20 protein-coding genes are annotated in these 20,424 nt (G+C 47.2%); 16 read left to right on the top strand and 4 right to left on the bottom strand.

Annotated features, from left to right (window positions below; translation table 11 throughout):
- Positions 1-8 precede the first annotated feature (8 nt).
- The 16 genes from EXW94_RS26100 to EXW94_RS26025 all read left to right on the top strand — a co-directional run bounded on the left by EXW94_RS26100 (position 9) and on the right by EXW94_RS26025 (position 15,620).
- The gene (locus EXW94_RS26100; protein ID WP_174341484.1) at positions 9-1,307 is read left to right on the top strand and encodes an MFS transporter; all 1,299 of its coding nucleotides are present in this window, start codon (positions 9-11) and stop codon (positions 1,305-1,307) included.
- Between the two features lie 197 nt (positions 1,308-1,504).
- Positions 1,505-2,281, top strand: coding sequence for a transcriptional regulator ExuR (exuR, locus tag EXW94_RS26095; protein WP_010435883.1), 777 nt, complete (start codon positions 1,505-1,507; stop codon positions 2,279-2,281).
- Between the two features lie 344 nt (positions 2,282-2,625).
- Entirely contained in the window at positions 2,626-3,288 is a 663-nt protein-coding gene (gene yqjA / locus EXW94_RS26090) for a DedA family general envelope maintenance protein YqjA (protein WP_010435886.1), read from the top strand.
- 2 nt (positions 3,289-3,290) lie between these two features.
- Complete coding sequence (mzrA, locus tag EXW94_RS26085) at positions 3,291-3,674, top strand: EnvZ/OmpR regulon moderator MzrA (protein WP_010435888.1); 384 nt, start codon at positions 3,291-3,293, stop codon at positions 3,672-3,674.
- A 143-nt stretch (positions 3,675-3,817) separates the two neighbouring features.
- Entirely contained in the window at positions 3,818-4,186 is a 369-nt protein-coding gene (locus tag EXW94_RS26080) for a DUF1090 domain-containing protein (protein WP_010435889.1), read from the top strand.
- Positions 4,187-4,215: 29 nt separating this feature from the next.
- The gene (locus EXW94_RS26075; RefSeq protein ID WP_010435890.1) at positions 4,216-4,521 is read left to right on the top strand and encodes a YqjD family protein; all 306 of its coding nucleotides are present in this window, start codon (positions 4,216-4,218) and stop codon (positions 4,519-4,521) included.
- A gap of 2 nt (positions 4,522-4,523) precedes the next feature.
- Positions 4,524-4,922 carry a phage holin family protein gene (locus tag EXW94_RS26070; RefSeq protein ID WP_010435891.1) on the top strand — a complete coding sequence of 133 codons (399 nt, stop codon included), beginning with the start codon at positions 4,524-4,526 and terminating at the stop codon, positions 4,920-4,922.
- A complete protein-coding gene (locus EXW94_RS26065; protein ID WP_010435892.1) occupies positions 4,919-5,215 on the top strand; it encodes a YqjK-like family protein in 297 nt (98 codons plus the stop codon). Before EXW94_RS26070 ends, EXW94_RS26065 begins: the two co-directional genes overlap by 4 nt.
- 255 nt (positions 5,216-5,470) lie before the next feature.
- Entirely contained in the window at positions 5,471-5,863 is a 393-nt protein-coding gene (locus EXW94_RS26060; protein ID WP_010435893.1) for a DoxX family protein, read from the top strand.
- Positions 5,864-6,091: 228 nt separating this feature from the next.
- Complete coding sequence (locus EXW94_RS26055; protein WP_174341262.1) at positions 6,092-7,522, top strand: site-specific integrase; 1,431 nt, start codon at positions 6,092-6,094, stop codon at positions 7,520-7,522.
- Between the two features lies 1 nt (position 7,523).
- The gene (locus EXW94_RS26050; protein WP_174341261.1) at positions 7,524-9,281 is read left to right on the top strand and encodes a hypothetical protein; all 1,758 of its coding nucleotides are present in this window, start codon (positions 7,524-7,526) and stop codon (positions 9,279-9,281) included.
- Between the two features lie 11 nt (positions 9,282-9,292).
- Positions 9,293-11,320: a hypothetical protein gene (locus EXW94_RS26045; protein ID WP_174341260.1), complete on the top strand. Its 2,028-nt coding sequence runs from the start codon at positions 9,293-9,295 to the stop codon at positions 11,318-11,320.
- A complete protein-coding gene (locus tag EXW94_RS26040; protein ID WP_174341259.1) occupies positions 11,317-11,841 on the top strand; it encodes a hypothetical protein in 525 nt (174 codons plus the stop codon). The genes EXW94_RS26045 and EXW94_RS26040 overlap by 4 nt, the downstream gene beginning before the upstream one ends.
- Positions 11,842-12,512: 671 nt before the next feature.
- Positions 12,513-14,825 carry an N-acetylmuramidase family protein gene (locus tag EXW94_RS26035; protein WP_174341258.1) on the top strand — a complete coding sequence of 771 codons (2,313 nt, stop codon included), beginning with the start codon at positions 12,513-12,515 and terminating at the stop codon, positions 14,823-14,825.
- Positions 14,812-15,255, top strand: coding sequence for a hypothetical protein (locus tag EXW94_RS26030; protein WP_174341257.1), 444 nt, complete (start codon positions 14,812-14,814; stop codon positions 15,253-15,255). The genes EXW94_RS26035 and EXW94_RS26030 overlap by 14 nt, the downstream gene beginning before the upstream one ends.
- Positions 15,255-15,620: a hypothetical protein gene (locus EXW94_RS26025; RefSeq protein ID WP_174341256.1), complete on the top strand. Its 366-nt coding sequence runs from the start codon at positions 15,255-15,257 to the stop codon at positions 15,618-15,620. The genes EXW94_RS26030 and EXW94_RS26025 overlap by 1 nt, the downstream gene beginning before the upstream one ends.
- 255 nt (positions 15,621-15,875) lie before the next feature.
- Here EXW94_RS26025 and EXW94_RS26020 read toward each other — a convergent pair whose 3' ends face one another.
- From EXW94_RS26020 to EXW94_RS26005, 4 genes are read right to left on the bottom strand one after another with little or no spacing between them, the layout of a single operon-like run.
- Entirely contained in the window at positions 15,876-16,943 is a 1,068-nt protein-coding gene (locus EXW94_RS26020) for an SAVED domain-containing protein (RefSeq protein WP_174341255.1), read from the bottom strand.
- 9 nt (positions 16,944-16,952) lie between these two features.
- Positions 16,953-17,423, bottom strand: a complete 471-nt coding sequence (locus EXW94_RS26015) for a Mov34/MPN/PAD-1 family protein (RefSeq protein WP_174341254.1) — start codon at positions 17,421-17,423, stop codon at positions 16,953-16,955.
- On the bottom strand, positions 17,416-19,149 hold the full coding sequence (locus EXW94_RS26010) for a ThiF family adenylyltransferase (protein ID WP_174341253.1): 1,734 nt from the start codon (positions 19,147-19,149) through the stop codon (positions 17,416-17,418). The genes EXW94_RS26015 and EXW94_RS26010 overlap by 8 nt, the downstream gene beginning before the upstream one ends.
- Positions 19,146-20,189 carry a nucleotidyltransferase gene (locus tag EXW94_RS26005; protein WP_174341483.1) on the bottom strand — a complete coding sequence of 348 codons (1,044 nt, stop codon included), beginning with the start codon at positions 20,187-20,189 and terminating at the stop codon, positions 19,146-19,148. The genes EXW94_RS26010 and EXW94_RS26005 overlap by 4 nt, the downstream gene beginning before the upstream one ends.
- Between the last annotated feature and the right edge of the window lie 235 nt (positions 20,190-20,424).

Raw genomic sequence — 20,424 nt, 5'->3', positions numbered from 1 at the left:
GGTTTTACATGCGTAAAATTAAAGGGTTACGTTGGTATATGATCGCACTGGTGACGCTCGGCACCGTGCTGGGCTACCTGACGCGTAACACAGTGGCAGCAGCGGCTCCAACGTTGATGGAAGAGTTGCACATCACCACGCAGCAATACTCCTACATCATTGCGGCTTATTCCGCGGCTTATACCATCATGCAGCCTGTTGCAGGCTATGTTCTGGATATTCTGGGTACCAAAATCGGCTATGCCTTCTTCGCCGTAGCATGGGCGATTTTCTGCGGTGCAACTGCACTGGCAGGCAGCTGGGGCGGCCTGGCGCTGGCGCGTGGTGCGGTCGGTGCGGCTGAAGCCGCCATGATCCCGGCGGGCCTGAAGGCAAGCTCCGAATGGTTCCCGGCAAAAGAGCGTTCCATCGCTGTAGGTTACTTCAACGTCGGCTCGTCGATTGGTGCAATGATTGCGCCGCCGCTGGTGGTCTGGGCCATCGTGATGCACAGCTGGCAGATGGCGTTCATTATCTCTGGCGTACTGAGCTTTGCATGGGCAATGGCGTGGCTGGTGTTCTATAAACACCCGCGCGACCAGAAAAAACTCTCTGAAGAAGAACGTGAATACATCATTGGTGGTCAGGAATCACAGCATCAGACCAACAACGGCAAAAAAATGACCGTCTGGCAGATCCTGGGCACCCGTCAGTTCTGGGGTATCGCCCTGCCGCGCTTCCTGGCAGAACCGGCCTGGGGTACCTTCAACGCCTGGATCCCGCTGTTCATGTTTAAAGTGTACGGCTTTAACCTGAAAGAGATCGCGATGTTCGCCTGGATGCCAATGCTGTTCGCAGACCTGGGCTGTATCGTGGGCGGCTACCTGCCACCGCTGTTCCAGCGCTGGTTTGGGGTGAACCTGATTGTCTCCCGTAAAATGGTCGTCACCATGGGCGCCCTGCTGATGATCGGCCCTGGCATGATCGGCCTGTTCACCAGCCCATATGTGGCTATCGCCCTGCTGTGTATTGGTGGCTTTGCGCACCAGTCCCTGTCCGGCGCGCTGATTACGCTCTCGTCTGACGTCTTCGGTCGTAACGAAGTGGCAACGGCCAACGGCCTGACCGGTATGGCGGCATGGACCGCTAGCACCATGTTTGCGCTGGTGGTCGGTGCCCTGGCAGATACCATTGGCTTTAGCCCGCTGTTCGCGGTGCTGGCTATCTTCGACCTGATGGGTGCGGTGGTTATCTGGACGGTGCTGAAAAGTAAATCCGCAGACGAACTGGCGAAAGAGTCCCTTGGGGGACCGGCTACGCAGAGTTAGCATTGTTGTGCCGGGAGCCGGGTGGCGGCTTCGCCTGACCCGGCCTACAAAACCCAATAAAATCGTAGGCCGGGTAAGCGCAGCGCCACCCGGCATTTAAAGGCCGCTCAGTAGCGGCTTTTTTCATGGCGAAATCTGGAGACTGGCTCGCAAAAGTGGTATAACAAATCATCCGCCGTACCCTGCCTGGAGCGCATATGGAAATCACCGAACCACGTCGTTTATATCAACAACTTGCTGCCGAGCTGAAAGATCGCATCGAGCAAGGCGTCTATCTTGTCGGTGATAAACTTCCCGCTGAGCGCTTTATTGCGGATGAAAAGAGCGTGAGCCGTACGGTGGTGCGCGAAGCCATCATCATGCTGGAAGTGGAAGGCTACGTTGAGGTACGCAAAGGCTCCGGCATTCATGTGATCTCCAACCAGGCAAAGCACTCCCCGGCACCGGACGAAAATCTGGAATTTGCCAGCTACGGTCCGTTTGAGCTGCTCCAGGCTCGCCAGCTGATCGAGAGTAATATTGCCGAATTCGCCGCTACGCAGGTCACCAAGCAGGACATCATGAAGCTGATGGAGATCCAGGAAAACGCGCGTAAAGAAAAATGTTTCCGCGATTCAGAATGGGATCTTCAGTTCCACGTCCAGGTGGCGCTGGCCACGCAGAATACGGCGCTGGCCGCAATCGTGGAAAAAATGTGGACTCAGCGCGTTCATAACCCGTACTGGAAGAAACTGCACGATCATATCGATTCGCGCACCGTGGATAACTGGTGCGACGATCACGATCAAATCCTTAAGGCACTGATTCGCAAAGATCCGCATGCGGCAAAACTGGCAATGTGGCAGCACCTGGAAAACACCAAACTGATGTTGTTCAACGAGACCAGCGACGACTTCGAATTTAACGCTGACCGCTATCTTTTTGCCGATAATCCCGTGGTTCATCTCGATACCGCATCCAGTCAGGCAAAATAGTCTCCCTTTCTGCTGGCAGGCGCTTCGCTGCGCCTGATGGCGAACAGGGGTAAGCAAAACATATATAGTGTCAGCCTTTGTAAAATCCCTCGCTCCCTTCCAGGCCTTACGCCAAAATCACTTCACCCCTGCAAATTCTGTGACGCAGAACGTCGGGCTTTGTTACAATTGGATTCACTTCGTTATTTTGTAAGTTAGTGCTTGCTAACCAGCCAATTAACAGGGAACAGTGTTGGCCACACACCAATGTGTCCGCGAGCGACCATAATGAAATCATAACAATGTCGCCGTGCTGTTTTTCCCGGATTACAGGCGTGACGTTAACCGATTTCCAGGAACACTGAATGGAACTTTTGACCCAACTACTGAATGCCCTGTGGGCTCAGGATTTCGAAACGCTGGCCAACCCTTCCATGATTGGCATGCTTTATTTTGTCCTGTTTATGATTCTGTTCCTCGAGAACGGACTGCTTCCTGCCGCCTTTTTACCGGGCGACAGTCTGCTGGTGCTGGTCGGCGTACTCTGTGCGAAAGGGGCGATGGCCTTCCCGCAAACCGTATTGCTGTTAACCATTGCGGCCAGCCTGGGCTGCTGGGTGAGCTACATTCAGGGGCGATGGCTGGGCAACACGCGGATCGTACAAAACTGGCTTTCGCATCTTCCGGCGCATTACCACCAGCGCGCGCACCATCTTTTCCATAAGCACGGGCTTTCGGCGCTGCTGATGGGCCGTTTTATCGCCTTCGTCCGTACTCTGCTGCCCACCATCGCCGGGCTGTCCGGTCTGAGCAGTACCCGCTTCCAGTTCTTTAACTGGATGAGCGGCCTGTTATGGGTACTGATCCTCACCACGTTGGGCTACGCGCTGGGCAAAACCCCGGTCTTCATGAAGTATGAAGATCAGTTGATGTCCTGCCTGATGCTGTTACCGGTGGTCCTGCTGGTCTTTGGCCTGGTGGGCTCGCTGGTTGTCCTGTGGAAAAAGAAATACGGCGCCAGGGGTTAACCATGGTTATCTCCCCGCTCGCCCTGCGTCGCGTCTCTTACGCCATGATCGCGCTGATGATGTTCAGCGTCCTGATCCTGGCATGGGCTGCGCTGCAGCATCAGGAATCGACGCTGGCAATACGTCCGGTGAATCAGGGCGCCAGCGTGCCGGATGGTTTTTCCATCTGGCATCATCTGGACGCCAACGGGATCCGCTTTAAAAGCATTACGCCGCAAGACGACGTGCTGCTGATAAAATTTGACTCCAGCGCGCAGAGTGCAGCGGCAAAAGCCGTGCTCGACAGAACGCTGCCGCAGGGTTATATCATTGCGCAGCAGGAAGACGACAGCCATGTTGCCTCCTGGATGTCGCTGCTACGCGATACGTCGCATCGGTTTGGTTAATTACCAGGATTCCGAATCTTTTCACTCACTTTGGTGATTACGCCGTTTACTTACTATGCTTAAGTACGCGGAGCACCCCTCAGATGTTCTCCGCATAGTTCTGGATCACGGCTCACGCCGTAACACAATGGAAGGTTTCGATAATGAAATTCCGCATTACCCTGGCTCTGGCCCTTTTGTCTTTAAGCACAGCTTCATACGCCACCTCTCTCTGTCAGGAGAAAGAACAGGATATTCAGCGCGAGATCGGCTATGCCGAAAAGCATAACAATCAGCACCGCGTTGATGGCCTGAAGAAAGCGTTAAGCGAAGTGAAAGCCAACTGTTCCGACAGTAAGCTGCGTGCCGATCACCAGAAAAAAATCGCTGAACAGAAGGACGAGATAGCCGAGCGCCGTCAAGACCTGCAGGAAGCGAAAGAGAAAGGGGATGCGGAAAAAATTGCCAAGCGCGAGAAGAAGTTGAAAGAAGCGCAGGACGACCTGAAAGCGCTGGAAGCTCGCGATTATTGAGTTAACGGAAATCTCAACAGGAGAGAATCATGTCAAAAGATACTACGTCAGAAAACCTGCGCGCTGAACTGAAATCACTGGCGGACACCCTGGAAGAGGTACTTAGCTCTTCTGCCGATAAGTCGAAAGAAGAGGTCAGCAAACTTCGTAGCAAAGCAGAGCAGGCGCTGAAAGAGAGCCGTTATCGCCTCGGTGAAACCGGCGATGCGTTAGCTAAACAGACCCGTGAAGCCGCCGCGCGCGCTGACGAATATGTTCGCGACAATCCGTGGACGGGTGTGGGTATTGGCGCTGCCGTTGGTGTAGTGCTGGGTGTCCTGCTGACGCGTCGTTGATTATGGAAGATCCTCGTCACGCACAAGGGCCTGCTAATAACGTCCTCGGTATCGGCCAGCGTATATTAACCACGCTGGTCGGCATTGCCGAAACGCGCGTCCGGCTGGCAGTGGTTGAACTGGAAGAGGAGAAAGCCAATCTCTTCCAGATGCTGCTCATGCTCGGGCTCACCATGCTCTTCGCCGCGTTCGGTCTGATGAGCCTGATGGTATTAATCATCTGGGCTATCGACCCGCAGTATCGTCTTAACGCGATGATCGCCACCACGGTGGTGTTACTGGTTGCGGCATTGATTGGCGGCATCTGGACAATGCGTAAAGCACGCAGGTCCACCTTCCTGCGCCACACGCGTCAGGAGCTGGCTAACGATCGTTCGCTGCTGGAGGATGACAAGCCGTGAGCGATAAAGCCGAACGTCAAAAGCGAAAAGCGTATCTGCTAAGCCAGATCCAACAGCAACGGCTGGATCTGTCCGCCGGTCGTCGCGACTGGATCGAGGCAACACGTCCGTTCGACCGGGGCTGGAACACCTTCCTGAGCCTGCGTTCCTGGGCGCTGGTGGGCAGCAGCGTGATGGCTATCTGGACGGTTCGTCATCCTAATATGCTGATCCGCTGGGCACGTCGCGGCTTTGGTGCCTGGAGCGCCTGGCGTCTGGTGAAAGCAACGTTGCGGCAGCAGCAGTTACGCTAGCCTTCTTGCCGGGTGGCGGCTGTGCCTTACCCGGCCTACATTTTATCCGTAGGCCGGGTAAGGCACAGCCGCCACCCGGCAAAAATCCCTCCCCACGCTTACTCAATATCTTTGATAAAGATTGACAGTTTTCCTTGCTAACAATTGTCCCCCGCCCCGTTTATTATCCTCTCCATCGACAGCAGAGCCGCGGTATCTACCCGGAATTGCAGACAAATAAAGTTCAGCCGCTTATGTGGTTTTCTGGAGAGTAAAATGAAAAAATTAGAAGATGTTGGTGTACTGGTAGCACGTATTCTGATGCCAATTCTGTTCATCGTAGCAGGTTGGGGAAAAATCACCGGTTACGCGGGTACCCAGCAATATATGGAAGCCATGGGCGTGCCGGGGTTCCTGCTGCCTCTGACCATCCTGCTTGAGTTCGGCGGCGGCCTGGCAGTGCTGTTCGGCTTCCTGACCCGTACCACCGCGCTGTTCACCGCAGGCTTCACCCTGCTGACGGCTTTCCTGTTCCACAGCAACTTTGCGGAAGGCGTGAACTCTCTGATGTTCATGAAAAACCTGACCATCGCGGGTGGCTTCCTGCTGCTGGCCATCACTGGCCCAGGCGCATACAGCATCGACCGCCTTCTGAATAAGAAGTGGTAAGCACGCTATACTGATTGAACCCAAAGCGAGGAGATATCTCCTCGCTTTTGCTATCTGACGGAGGAGTAAAAAATGGGACAACTCGTAGACGGCGTCTGGCAGGATGTCTGGCACCCCCACACTTTTTCTCTCAGATAAAACCCCCACATTTGATCTCTCAAAAATTTTTCGAGTAATGATGCAAAGCCTCCTACACTCAAATGAACTTAGGATCGATGGGAGGTTACTATGCCTGTACGTTATTTAAACGTCGGAGATATGTTTATTGAGGCAACACCTGCCTTTAGCCTGTCTAAAGATAGTGAGCTCTTAACATTCTGGGGCCAGGATGGCATACATCTTAAAAATATGTACCTCCTCTTTGATTCACAAGATCGCCCAATTAACGCTGCCAATGAGTATTTAATTCATTGTAAAGCAGTTGATAAGCACCAGGATCTCTCCTGTATTGCCAAAGCGTTAACGCTATTTTTTTCCTTTTTAGAAAGGGAACAACTTTCCTGGAGCGATATGCCAAGGGCAAGCCACATGCGCCCTCTCTATCGGTTCCGTGATTATCTCCAGGCTCAGCATGATGAAGTTGACCCACAGAGCGGTAAACGACGACTCGCAAGCTCTACCGCAAAGAGTTATCGGGGAGCCGTTGTCGGCATGTATGTCTACTGGATGGGATATGGTGATGTGTTTCAACGACCACCATGCCAGTTCAGTGAGATTAATATTGCTGATGAGCGGATGCTGGGGCATATAAATCGTTATATAAAGGTTCAAACAACTGACCTGAAAATTACTGCACGTGACAAAGTAAAACAATCCCGGCTCCCGAATCATTTACGCCCTTTGCTGAAAGAACAACGACCTGAGTTACAATCTTTGCTAGGCGTTCTTAAAGAAGGAAGAAGTTATACTAAAATAAATGATAAATATATTCCAAAGACTATTGCTCCTGAGATTCGAATAGCCATATACCTCGCTTTATATACAGGAATGCGAAGAATGGAGGTGCTTACGTTTAGCAGCACACTGATTCAGCCAACCTCTGTAGATGAAAACACAATAACCGTAATGATTGGGCCTGGTAATCATTGCCATACTAAACGCGGCGAGTCAGGTGAAATAAAAATACCGGTCTGGTTGATGAGGCAGTTATACGCTTATAAGCAAAGCGCACGATACAGAAAACGCTTGTCAAAATACCTCCAGTTAACCCCGGATTCCTTAGCTCGTCAGTATCCACCGTTATTATTGAATAACCGGGGAGATCCATACAACGAAAACTCGCTCAATGCCCGCTGGGGCGAAATCCGCAATGCTGTTCGCATCGACTTTAAGATGCCCACATTTTCGCATAAATTTCATAATCTTCGTTCAACCTATGCCACGTACCTGACAATTGCTTTAATGCAACTTACTTATCCCGGTAGCCATCCAAGGAATCCAGGTGAACCCGTCATGACCAGAGACCAGGTTGAGTCAGAAGTTCAGGCTCGTTTGCGTCATTCATCACCTCAGACAACTTCACTCTACGTTAAATTCTGGGAAGATAACTACCTGGCGAGACAATCTGACCGTATCCACCAGGAGGGTCTGGATCGGATATACGGAGACGACAACACCATTGGTGTATGGAGTCATTTGCATTCCCCTCACAGAGGCTAAGATGAAGAAATTAACCTCACGAACGTTGCAAATCTCCCCCCAAATTCATTCTGGTACGCCAGGCGATGATGATTTAATCCTTTCTGTAGCGCACCATGCATGTAAAGACAATGCATGCAGGCCGATTTACGTCTTTCGTTTACTTTATGATGGTGTTCCAAGGGCAAGCTACATCAACAATGCAAAAAAGCATAACGAACGTTTACCCCTGGTGTTGCTCATTTACGAATGGCTGGCGACTCGCGTTCATATATTAAGCGGAAGCACCATATTTACCGATTTCAATATGGTTATATTTTTTTTCCGCTACTGCGACACAACCCTGCGTATGGCAGAGTTGACCGAGTCAACTGTCAGCTCTTACGCACAACATATAAGCAACCAGGTGAATAATAATGCTAAATCTCATGCATGCATTCGTGGGATGAGCGATCGATTTTCAGCATTTCTGTCCTGGGCAGGGTACGAAGCACTGGCCAACCTGATGCCAAAAGTTGCCCGCCACAATGTGATGGAAAAGAAGACGCAGGCTTACTCAGATGAAGAACAAATCGGCGTTTCACGTGACCTGTTCAGAGTATTTAATGTGCTCGCCAGTCGGCTAAAAAAGGGGGAACCAATTACCTGTCCTTTTGACCAGCCCAAAACAAACTGGGATATTTCCAGTTATAACAGTACCCTCTGGTTTAATAAACTCACGATAACTGCGTTGTTCCTCACCGCTAATTTCACCGGAGATAATAATTCACCTCTTAGAAAATTACTTCGGAGAGACGTTACAGAGCGGGAGTTCCATTTCGATAAAACAATTAATCTCTATCGACTGGTTAGTAAAAAGGATCGGCAGGGAGGGCAAGAAAATACATGGGATATGGGATTCACCCGGCGAGGAAAAGATTTCTTTAGTGTTTATCTTAACTGCCTTGAATATTTCAACCTTCCGGAAGAGGCTTACCTTTTTCCTCGCTTTGACAACGGTCAGTACGATGGATTTGTCTTTTCAGCAGATATATCCAGCTACATTAACTGGTTCATGGCTCGCGCTCCCCACCAGGTCAGGCCAGTAATCGGTCGCTTCAGGCAAAGTAAGAGCGACGGGTTGATGGCGGATACTAATTCCATTGCTACCGTTGCTGAGGGGCTTAACAACCTTAAAGGAACTGCGGCAAGGCATTATATGAATGGCAATCCGCATAATAATCGCAATCGACTGGGCAGTGCAGCCGAGGCGCTTGAGCTCACTGCCCGCGGAGCCAGCATTAATGAGGCGAGAAAAGTTGTTGAGGCAAAATATGGAAGACCCCTAAGGGCAATGGAAATCATTGCCAAAGGAGATGCAGAGCCAGCCCCGACCAAAATGGGGAGCAGGTGCAGGCAACCTTTCGGGGATAAAGCACAAAGTCTGAAACGGGAACTGGTCGCCAGCGGCCTGCTGGCCCAGGACGAGTCTATTGCCTGTTTCAAATTTCTTGATTGCTTTGGGTGTGAGTTTCAGGCACTGGTAGCGGAAGTAGACGATATCTGGTGCATGCTGAGCTTCCGTGAAAGTCTTACCGAAAGTCTTCAGCGTCCGGCCATTAATCACCACCTTCCGGTTACACGGATTAATGATGTCATGGGCAAAATTCAGATTATGCTCGCAGAAGTTGAGCGCGACTACCCTGATGTATATGCAAAAGCCATCGGCAAATTAAACGTTCAGGCGCATCCTCTGTGGGACGATGAGAACTCTGTGGCAGACCTGTACGATATCTGGTAGGGGAACTGATAATGCAGGCACGATTTAAACCAGGAAAGAATAACCCAAGTATAACAACCCCAGAATGGGTGGAGCTCCATCGCAATAAGTCGTTTCCTTTAAACGAAATTATTGTGAGTTTCGATGTTGATAATCAGCCTCTTAGCTACTTTACGAGTGATATCTGGGACTTCAGAGCCTATGTTAACACCCGCTCGGGTAACAGCCAGGGAAGCGCCATCTGGAACTGGAAAAGGATTTCGGAAGGTTTTCGCAATGCTGTCAGGCACTTAATGTACATCCATCTGTTTGAAAAACGGCGTACCGCCAGCGAAGGTATTGCCGGTGTATCGAGAAGATTCGGTGCATGGGCAGAACTTTCACAACTTTGTATCCAGTGTGGAATACCAGAGATGTCAGCGCTTTCATTGCCGCACATGCAACAAAAGTTAATGGCGGAAGTCAGTACCCGAAAAATGGCTGTCGGGCGGGTTGTACATCTCCTCGCCTCGTTATCACTGGCACATCGCTACGGTTTTATCAATTTCCCATATACAAACATAGCATTACTTGCCGATAAACTCGCTGACAAGAGCAAAACATCACAACAAACACTCGCTATCCCACAACCTGTGGCAGTACAAATTTATTCTCATGCAATACACCGTATAGAAATTTGGCACCATTCACGCCAGAAACTGGTCTCACTTTTTAGTCACTACCTGACGCTACGAGAACAACACAAATCAAAAGCGCTGAAGAATATCCTGACCGATCACAGGCCCTTTTTGATGGCTCTGGCGAAAGAAGCTGATTATATCTATGCCCCCACAGATACTCTTACCGTCCTCTATAACGATATTCTGGCAGCCTGCGGCACTGTTATTGGTGCTGTCAGCGGCATGCGCTACGGTGAATGGTTTGAGCTTGATGCTGATTCTTACCAGGAACAAACACATAAAGGTATCACTCACAGTCTTCTGGCAGGAAAAACCAGTAAGCTCAATAAGGGCACTCCGATCCGCCACGCCTGGGTTACAGCCCCGGTAGCAAAAACAGCGATCGACTTACTGGCGGCAATAACGGAACCACGCAGAGCCCAACTCAAAACGCAATCTACTACGTTGAGTGAGGCCGGGCGATACAACGCTGCAAACAAATTGATTGAACATGGGCAATCTCTTTTCCTGGCTCTGGGAGTCAGAGGAAAAAATATTGTTGTGACAAAATCCAGTATGAAGAATGCACTGGACAGGCTCGTGGCAACAGCCCCGACAAAGGATGGTTCGCAGGGAGCCTGCCTGAGGCAAGAACACTTAGCCGAATTTAAGACACTAAACAGCCAGTGGAATACTATCAGCATCCCCCTGGATAAGCTCTGGCCAATCGCAACTCATCAGTTCAGACGCACTTTTGCTATTTTTCTGTTGCGCAATAATTTTGGTTCTTTTTTACAGGTGAAACAGCAGTTTGCACATACAAACATCAGTATGTCAGCCTGGTATGGGAACAATGCTGAGGTTGCCAGAACATTTGATATGGAACAGGATCCCGAAATTCAGGCCGAACTCGCTGAAATGAACATGTTGCTAATGACTGATATTGCAGTAAGACTCTATCTTACAGACGAACCTGTTTCGGGAAAGGCAGGAACTCAAATCCGGGAACAAATAGCCCAGGGCAATATCATTTTTCATAGCCGGGAGGAAATCAATACGGCTATCCGTAAAGGTGAATTAACCATAGTAGATAACGGACATAGCCTGTGCCTTAACCCTCGTTGTGAACGGCTGGATTGTACAATTGACCCTCTAATCAATCCGGTTTTATGTGGCCACGATGTCGTCATGACTCAGCATGCCCAGCTACGGGCTGATTTGCGCGAACGCCTTATCAGACGCCATAAGCAGGCACTCAATCAAAATCTGAATCAACCAAACTTGCTTGCTAAAACACTGGTCGGGATCCGCGCCTGTGAAAAAATCATGGCCGATCATGACATCGACTTCGAACCGTATACCCCGGCAAACAGTATTAATATTCAGTGGAGTGAAAAATGAATAACAAATTATGTAAAACAGAAATCCAGTTGCAGCTCTTTGAAGAGGCACTTGCTCGCCTGCTCAGAAACGAAGGTAAGAATATTACACCCGGAACAAAACTTTCCATGGCCAGGCTGGCAAAAGAAGCTAAAGTAGGAAGCGGAACGTTGTATTACAAACCCTACTCTGAATTTCGCAAGCGGGCCGCTGAATGCATATCCCGGTATAATTCTGGAACAACCAAGGTCAGCACAGCAAATACTCATCATCATGAAGCGCTGGAATCATTGCGAAATGAGCGGGACAATGAGAAGAGGCTAAAAATACAATACCGGAAATCCTGTAGTGAATTGAAAGCACAGCTTCAACGTCTATGTGCTGAACGAGGAACGACTGAACATGCTTTATATCAGGCAATGCTGCGCATTGCTGAACTGGAACAGAAATTTGAAAAACTAACTGGCACGCATCCCGATAATTACGTAATGGGAAGTCTCAAGAACATAACCTTTTTACCGCGAAACCTTCAACAAAGGTAGTAGAAATATGATGTTAAGTCATAATTGCATGTCACCTGACAGCAGCATGCAAATGATTTGTTCATCACCAAAAAAAGTTGGCTGCATCAACACCAGGATGAAGGGGACACAACTGAGCGACAGTTCAGTGTAAGAAACATAAAGCATAAGATTAGTATGGTCGAAAAATGGTTTTGCTTTATATCGTAGAACATTAATCCGGAATGAAAATATAACCATGATAATCTATTCCCACATGCATATTTAATTCTTTACGCGCAACAACCACCTTTTTCTTATAATATCCCCCATCAGTTGAATATTAGCTGTGATGGTACTTATTAAGAATAAACTTTCATGCACACTATCGCGAACCACCTATCATCTTTCTATTGCTTACGTTGTCACTCAGATTAGAGATACAGAGCAGCCAGCAAAACTCAGTTCGCGTTATTCTGTATTTTTTAATTCCCAGAAGCTCTTTGGGCTTAGTGACCGCCCCCTGACCGCGCCCTACATTCCAGAGAGTTCGTTAAACATGGCGGCTACAGCGTCATACTCTTAGAAACCGATCAATACCTTATCTGACGACGTGCGAGTTATCTTAGTAATAAAATTTGCATAAATTTCACTCCCTTTCTTCTTAACTCCCTGCGATGATTGAGGTTTTGAGGGATTTAACTTAAGGAAAGATGATGAACATTCGTTATCCGGTACGGAAAGCCGACGGACGGGACTATAAGAACTATGACGAGCTGCTGACCGACATCCGCAAAAACGCCCACGGTTGGTGGTTACTCGGCGTAAATCGTTACTGGCACGGGGGGATCCATGTCGGGATGTCATCGTCCCCGGCCTCGGTGCTGAGTCAGGACACGCCGGAAAAATCGGTACCGCTCCAGTTCATGATGGACGGCGAGGTGGTGGCATGGCGGGTTAACCGGGATTACGCGGCTATCGAGTGTTACCAAGAACGCCCCCTGCGCCAGTCCGGCACCTTTGTGCTGGTCAAATCAGTGTATAAGCCTGACGAGCAGGATGAATCCTCCTGGCTGACGCTGTACCAGCTTTACATGCACATCGCGCCATTGGCAGAATTTCCGAAACGCCCGCTTTACCGGGTCACGCAGAAAGGCCACGGCGTGCGGATGCGTAAACACTCCCGCCACGATGACAGCCGCGAAATTGCGCCGGACGTGCTGGCAAACAAACACGGCCACGCCAGAACGCTCGTTCAGGGCGACACGCTTGCCGTACTGCAACAAAAATCGTTTCTGCTGGAACAACGGCAGGAGCCGTTCGCTCTGGTGCAGCATCTTCAGGATGGTAAGCCCGCCGGGAAGCTGTTCTGGGTCTCGATGCGCCCGGAATATCTGGAGCCTGACGGCGAATGTTACGTGTGTCTGCCTGACTGGATGCACAGCGCCCTGAATCACGGCGTGTTTGATGATGTGGTGGTGCCACCTGCGCCGCTGAAAGTGACGGTGAAAGCAGGGGATGCGGTCGGGTTCCTCGGCGCTCAGGATCTGGCTGACGAAGATAACCATCCGCAGATTATCACCACAGACTATAAAGCCCATATCGAGCTGCTGAGCCTCGACGAGCATGTGCCTGATTTCGTGGCAAACGTGAAGGGGATTAAAACGGGCAAACAGTTTATTAAGCTGAAGCTGAAACGCCCGATGTACCTGAGAAACGGGGAGGGCGAGGAAAGTACCTTTGAGCAGATGAGCGCCATTACCCGTGCCGATGCCGGAAAAATTATCCCGCGTGATGCTACGTATCCGTTTACGGATAAAACCGGGGTCACGTACTTTCAGACTCGCCCGCATACGTGGATGCACCAGGACGATGTGGAGCAGCTCAGCCAGCATGATTTAGCCGGGCTAAACTTTCACTGTATTGAGGCTGAACACACGACCGATTATACCCGCACGCTGGATGAACACTGGCTCATTGACGCCCTGAAAAGCATCAGTTCGCACTTTGACGGTGAAAAAGGACCACAGTTCGCGCAGGCAAAAATGTTTTATGACAGCCTGATCCACAACGCTGAAAAGAGAAGACCACCCAGCCCGTATCCCGATAAATCACAGGACCAGTATTTGTTTGGTGCGCTGCATACCAATCAGATGAACATCCCGGAATATGCGCGGCGGCTGATAGTGAAACACGACAGTGACTGGCACAGTACCCGCGATGATACACGCTGGTCGTCGGTATTTAAGGTCAGGGATGAAAGCCCGGTTGTGAAGATGGCCAACGGGGGATTTCTGGATGCGACGCGCTGGATGGATAAGGTGCCGCCGTTCGCCAGCCAGCGGTCAGTATGGCATTTTCATCCGCTTGAGTTTCCGGAAATATTACGAAGTGCAGAGTTTCCCAGGACTCCTGTTAATGGGGTGTTAACTCCTATAGAATTTATTCACTTCTATAATGGGGACAAAATTGACGATACTGATTATGAAGAGGCAGCAAAAGAATTAGAATGCGAAGTTGCAGCAATTAAAGCTGTAGCAAAAACAGAAACTGGTTCTTACGGCTCCTATTTTAAATTTGAAGATAACGATGATTATGTTCCAGCGATATTATTTGAAAGGCATCATTTTCATAAATATACAAATGGAAAGTATGATCAGTTCGAAGTTATATCAAACCCTGTTGCGGGTGGATATGGTGCAACATCAATACAGTATGCAAAGCTAGTTAAAGCGTATACTTTAGACAAAAAAGCAGCTTTAAAATCAGCATCCTGGGGTAAGTTTCAGATTTTAGCGTCGAACTACGCCACAGCAGGCTACGCTAGCCCTGAGGATTTCGTTTTTGCATTAAGTAAGTCTGAGAAAAATCAGTTAAAAGCATTCGTTAGCTTCATTAAGGCTGATAGAGTATTACTGCGCTCTATTCGGACTAAAGATTGGCTTTCATTTGCTAAAAGATATAACGGGCCAAGGCAGAAAGGATATGATTTGAAAATGGGGAGAAATTACAATGCATCATTATAAGTTCTTAGCATTGGTTGCAATGCTTTTGTGTGGTTCATCGTTTGCGAGTGATGCATATTTTGTATGCAACACAGCAAAAGGAACAATCAAACTAGATGAAAACAAAGGTGTACTTCGGTACACCTTATCGAAAGACCGCAAAACTGAATTTAACTATGAATCGAAAGGTAGTGATTATTCAGGATTTAAATACAACCATTACTCACGATTTCAAACCGATTATTTCAATGTCTCGTTTGTAAATGCAGAGTATAAGTACACGATATTTAGTAACTATGAGAATGAGAGTGAAAGCCGTGGAGTTAGTGTTACGAACCTGAATAGCAAAAAGGAATTTGTTTATGATTGTAAGTCCGTTGGCATTGATCGTCTTAGTGATTTGTCGGCAAAAATAGCTTGTGATAAAGATTCCGCTTTGGGGTGTGAGTAATGAAACATCTAAAATATAGCATTGCTTTACTTTTGTTGTTCACTGGGTATTCGGAAGTAAGTGCTGCTGCATTTTCCGGGGAAGAAAATAGCCAGCTTGCGAGTATTAATCAAAAGAGCGCAGAGGAAGTAAAAGCGGCATTAGAGAGTTTGAATAAATCGGTTGATGCACAGATTGGTAACAACCCAGAATATAAACCATTGATTCTGGGTCTGAAAAAATCATGGGGAGAGATGATTGATAAAAAATGCCAACTGGAAACGATTGATTCGAAAGGAACTGATGCAGAAACGGCCGAAGTCAGCAACTGTCTTATAAAAAGCTACCAGGAAGAAATGAAGTATTTCGATACGATGCTACAGTAATATGTTGGGAATTCCAGTAGATAGGCATAAAATCCCTATCCTTCTCCTTGCTATTTGGCAGATAAGAGACTAATGTAACCTTGACTAGACATACGGATGACCTCGGTTGTGTTCTGCCATAAATAGCCTGGCAGAACACTCGAGGCTTCATCAGAGGAATAGCCCATGTAAATGGGCTCTTTTTCATCCTCAAGTGTATTGCCTTAGGGCTTATCAGTCTTTTTATACAAGTATCAGCCAATATTGCTAAAATTATTAATTTATATGTTTACTGGTAACTTTTAGGTGCCACTCGTATTGGTTAGCAATAGAATTCCAGTGCCAAATATTTATAACACCATGCAAGCCTTCCTGGTAAAGAGTACCAAGCCGAACGACTACTGATGCTTGTGCAGAGACAAAAAGATGAACTTCGTCTGCCTGTTTTTTTAATTCAGAGATAATATAGCTAATTTCCTTCACTATTTTTTCTTGCTCGTCCTCCGCAGGGAGATTATCAAATCGGAATCCTGTATTCAGTTGAACATGTAAAGTATGGCCAATAAATTCAACAGGAAGATCTTTTTCTAAAATTTCCATCGTGAATGAAATTGCAAGACCGATAACCTTTCCATTATTTGATGGCACACACTTACTATCATGAATATTCTGACCGCTGTAGCATTTTACTAACTTTGCATTTGTCGGCGGTGCGTCAAGAGGGTGAAAAGTTCTTTTATCCCGGTCAAAATCAAACAACTTTAATGGTAAGTGCCCATCCGTCATGAAGCTACCAACCATATACAGATATGGCACACTGCCAAGTGCAGCAACATAAGCAATTGTCGCATCGGTGTGATATATTCTTTCTTGAATTATCTGCCGAATAAAACCTGCATTGGATAAATTGTTATTTTTGTCCCTTGAATCAAATGCTTTAAAGTCCACATTTAATATTTTTGCTTTTTCTCTGGAAGAGAGTATTTTCTCCGCAGCTTGTGAATCCGTATTTTCGAACCCATACGCACGAATAAGAGCAATGTCTCGCTTATTCAAATCTCGAAGAGCGAAGTAAGCACAAATTCCCCAAAGACAAAACCCAGCAACCAGAAAAATCACACCAAAAAAAAGAGCAAGATCAGAGCATTTTTGATAAGTAAACGTTAATCCATCGATTATATTAACATGTTTCTTAAGAAATTCTTCGGAGAAAACAAGATTTACTCCCCATCCTCCAACCAATCCCGCCATTCCAATTTTAAGCACCCCAAACGTCAGTCGGGACAATTGATCTTTCGGCCTAAAAATAATTTTTATCAGATACATGAGTGTTGCATTGTTCATTTCCCCTCCTCAGAATTCCTGTCGCAAAATATTTTCACCTTCAAAATAGTAAAGCGCGTTTTTCTCTGTTCCGATTATTATAAAAAAAAGCCTTTGTACAGGATTTCGTAACCGACATTGTTTCCAGTCCCTTATATCGATGTATGAAGCATGGGGATTTTTTTCAGGATGTGTATGCCACGTACCAAAGTAAATCAATTGACCTTCAGAGTCATTATACAAGCGATCAACAATACGCTGATGTTCGGGATCTCTGAGAGTAAAACTCATTCTTGAACATCGATCTTCTTTCTGTGGAACCGTGATTTCAACTAATCCGTAACGTTCAATCTCAAGTTCTTTATCGCCAACGAGCACTCCAAATGCCTCGGAATCCATTGGTTTAAACTGTCGAAATCCCTGCCAGATCCCAATCACTTTCTTTGAAATCTGGAGACTAAAATGTTCAGTATCGACAATTAGCGCATCAGCATTATCCATTGCAGATATCACACTCTTCATTAAACAAAGGAAGCACTTCTAATATACGGGTAAATGCGTAATACCTTCCGCTTAATTTGAATCCATTTGCTATCGCATCCTCAGAGCTCCCCTTCCAGCTCACTCTGGATGATTCTCTAATTTTATTAAGAAGATATTGGACCCCGAGATTAGCGGTAATAAGAGCAGTTTGAGTCGAGGCTATGTATGAGTAAGGTAGGAACGCATCGCCACACCCAGCATGATTTTTAGTCAAATCTTGATTCGGAGCCAAAAAATTCAAGTTAGAGGCTAGTCCTCTTGAAAAATCAGCTGGGTCAACATATGAACAACGTAAACATCCTTTTGTTCCAGGGATCGCCAGAACGGCATGCCCCCCTATGCCATACCCTTCAACCCATGTGTTAATAACTGGGACATTAATTTTTTCTTTAATTAAATAATCATGAAACAATCGTTCCTGGGTCGGTGCTCCTATCGCTATGATGATTAGATCATACTTCATTAGTAAGTCACGACGCCTCAAATCAAGTAGCTTACCAGTGTAGCTTCCAATCTCGAGCCATGGGTACTTGCTGGTGAGACTGTGCCATAACGCACTCGGTTTATGGAATGAGACATACTGAGGTGGCAGAATGTGGCGATAAAGGTTATTCAGTGAAAGTGTCTCTGGATCATATAAATCTATATGGCCAACGCCAGAGGCTGCGAGTTTATCTGCAACATCGCCTCCTACGGAACCACATCCAACAAGCATAACTTTTTTGCTAGTAAGGGATTGTTCCGCTCCACTCCGGGGCATAATCCTTTCTTTATTAAAAGTTAATACGATGACCGGTTCAAGCGTCCATTCAGCCATATGTGAATGCTTAAAAGGCAAGGTTTTTCGACCTTTGCTGGAGTTCTTTTGGGAAAAATGAATTCCAAACCATGTGATTCCAGAGGGGGTTTGGGCATTAAAGACTAACCAAAATTCATGTGATCGCTTTTGAGCAAATTTTTGAGTCAATTTCATTTGAACATTCGTCGGTAGATCTGACAGCAGGTCTAGATACCAATCAGTAAGTTCATCTTTTTTCCATGGTGCAGGTTTTGTCACGCTCAACGGTATGACGAATCCGTTACCTTTTGCAGCCTGACGATCTTTTAGAAGCTGATTGATAGGTGAAAAAATATTATCCTGGACTGCCCCCTCAGCATACCCTAAATGATATTTTCCCAGACCTACGCTGCCTTTTCTCGGCTTCAGAACACACAATTCTTCTGGTGTTTCGCTTTCAGTTAAACAGAGAAAAGGGGTTGTGTCCGGCTCTACGATATTCAACCAGCCAGCTTCAAATTCCCGAAGTAATTCCTTTGTATTCCATTCACTATCGGTTAAAGCCTGGCTTAACAAAGAGACATGGCGTTTTAGCGATTCTTCGAAGGCCAGCTCAGGGCACTCGAAATTCACTGATACTGCGTCTGGTACATTCACACAAATGCTTGCAAATTTGCTTTCAGGATAGAACGCAGTGTGCGCAAGTCTGGGCAATGCAGATGGATCGGCCAGGAGAAAACTGGGCATTTTTGTGAGTTCAGGAACAGCGATATGCCAAAGAGTAACTGGCATATCGTTTATCTCCAGTTCGACGGTTAAAAATCCGACCTCTGCCGTCTTTGATGGAATTGCGGATACCTTGTATCCGCATTCATTCAAGTGAGCCAGGATGACTGAATAATTCATGCGCCTTGCGATGTCCCCACTACTCCGGCAGATGCGAAAACAGTTTTAACAGCAGTTGACGATGCAGATGATGTTTCTGCGCACTCAGGAAAATCTTCACCGAATACACTTCGTAGCAACTCGCACTGTTTGGACTCTTGATCTTCATCAGCAACCTTATTCAGGGTTTTCAACAGTGCGCTCAGCTTATTGCGAAACTGTGTTCCCGTAACGATACTGCTGCTATGAAAAATATCTCTGTAGGGGCTCACTGGAAGCGTAACATTAACACTATATTTATCTACACCAACCTGAGTGAAATAGCTACGATAGTTAAGCATGTGGTTGATTGTCTTTCTCAGTGCAGTGAGGTCATCCGGGAAGCCTTCATCGTTGATGGAGGAGTCGAAGGATTCTTTGACCATGACCGCGATACCAATTGAGTAGACTTTACGACGCACATCATCGCCAAATGTAAAATTTCTCCAGCGCTTGAGGTATCTGACAATACGCCGAAACTGGTCATGCTTATTCGAACCATAAGTTTCATCAGCGTCATAATTATTCACCCAGTCGATAAGCTCACGTGGCGCTGCTCTGGCCCACTCACGATTATCCTCAGTTGAATGTCTCTTGCCAACGGCCAATTCGTATTCGCCGTTATTGTACTTGCGGTAAATTGGGATATCGATATGAAGGTCATCAGCCTTGTAATCAGCAGTCACACAAGGTTTTTTGATCTTAGCATTTTTAAAACCTCGGCCTTCCAGCACTTCAAGTACAGCGAGTTTAGGCGTTATTGGGTTTTCCGGAGCCAGCTCCGCTTCGATTACGATTGCACGGTCAATATCGAAATCCTGCCCTTTTTCCCGGATCCCTGTGAAGGTCGCCAAAGACCCTTGAATGAAATCCTCAATAACCGGATATCCATCTTCTTTGAATCGTTCAACGATATCGGCAGTAATGCTATCGTCCTTGAGGCGGGCCGTCGTGTACTCCAGGTCCTTCCTTCCTAACTTGATAGCATCATGAAAATTCTTAAATTTGTTTTGAAGACTCATATTGGCCCCGCATTAGTTGTGAACATAACCTCAAATGGAGCCGCTTCGCTTGATTTCAAGTGATAAGGAAAAATTTAGTCTAATTCTGATTTACATAAGTAATAGTTTGCATTGTTAATTATTAACATTACTTTTCATCTGGTCTCACCCCTTCTTGCTTAAAGCGAAATTTACCTCAGAGTGCTACAAACTATCTCTGTAGGTGATGGTTCTCCGTGGCGGCGCAGAAAATCCA

It is taken from the genome of Enterobacter sp. JMULE2, from assembly GCF_013337145.1.
Classification (GTDB): Bacteria; Pseudomonadota; Gammaproteobacteria; order Enterobacterales; family Enterobacteriaceae; genus Enterobacter; species Enterobacter mori.
Note: the sequence above shows the minus strand (reverse complement) of the source record. Positions and strands in the feature narration are given on the sequence as shown.

Coding starts and splice junctions, on each gene's coding strand:
- EXW94_RS26025 (WP_174341256.1), top strand. CDS start 15,255: ATGAAACATCTAAAATATAGCATTGCTTTACTTTTGTTGTTCACTGGG.
- EXW94_RS26005 (WP_174341483.1), bottom strand. CDS start 20,189: ATGAGTCTTCAAAACAAATTTAAGAATTTTCATGATGCTATCAAGTTA.
- EXW94_RS26050 (WP_174341261.1), top strand. CDS start 7,524: ATGAAGAAATTAACCTCACGAACGTTGCAAATCTCCCCCCAAATTCAT.
- EXW94_RS26030 (WP_174341257.1), top strand. CDS start 14,812: ATGCATCATTATAAGTTCTTAGCATTGGTTGCAATGCTTTTGTGTGGT.
- exuR (WP_010435883.1), top strand. CDS start 1,505: ATGGAAATCACCGAACCACGTCGTTTATATCAACAACTTGCTGCCGAG.
- EXW94_RS26015 (WP_174341254.1), bottom strand. CDS start 17,423: ATGGATAATGCTGATGCGCTAATTGTCGATACTGAACATTTTAGTCTC.
- EXW94_RS26100 (WP_174341484.1), top strand. CDS start 9: ATGCGTAAAATTAAAGGGTTACGTTGGTATATGATCGCACTGGTGACG.
- mzrA (WP_010435888.1), top strand. CDS start 3,291: ATGGTTATCTCCCCGCTCGCCCTGCGTCGCGTCTCTTACGCCATGATC.
- EXW94_RS26055 (WP_174341262.1), top strand. CDS start 6,092: ATGCCTGTACGTTATTTAAACGTCGGAGATATGTTTATTGAGGCAACA.
- EXW94_RS26010 (WP_174341253.1), bottom strand. CDS start 19,149: ATGAATTATTCAGTCATCCTGGCTCACTTGAATGAATGCGGATACAAG.
- EXW94_RS26035 (WP_174341258.1), top strand. CDS start 12,513: ATGATGAACATTCGTTATCCGGTACGGAAAGCCGACGGACGGGACTAT.
- yqjA (WP_010435886.1), top strand. CDS start 2,626: ATGGAACTTTTGACCCAACTACTGAATGCCCTGTGGGCTCAGGATTTC.
- EXW94_RS26070 (WP_010435891.1), top strand. CDS start 4,524: ATGGAAGATCCTCGTCACGCACAAGGGCCTGCTAATAACGTCCTCGGT.
- EXW94_RS26060 (WP_010435893.1), top strand. CDS start 5,471: ATGAAAAAATTAGAAGATGTTGGTGTACTGGTAGCACGTATTCTGATG.
- EXW94_RS26020 (WP_174341255.1), bottom strand. CDS start 16,943: ATGAACAATGCAACACTCATGTATCTGATAAAAATTATTTTTAGGCCG.
- EXW94_RS26080 (WP_010435889.1), top strand. CDS start 3,818: ATGAAATTCCGCATTACCCTGGCTCTGGCCCTTTTGTCTTTAAGCACA.
- EXW94_RS26075 (WP_010435890.1), top strand. CDS start 4,216: ATGTCAAAAGATACTACGTCAGAAAACCTGCGCGCTGAACTGAAATCA.
- EXW94_RS26040 (WP_174341259.1), top strand. CDS start 11,317: ATGAATAACAAATTATGTAAAACAGAAATCCAGTTGCAGCTCTTTGAA.
- EXW94_RS26045 (WP_174341260.1), top strand. CDS start 9,293: ATGCAGGCACGATTTAAACCAGGAAAGAATAACCCAAGTATAACAACC.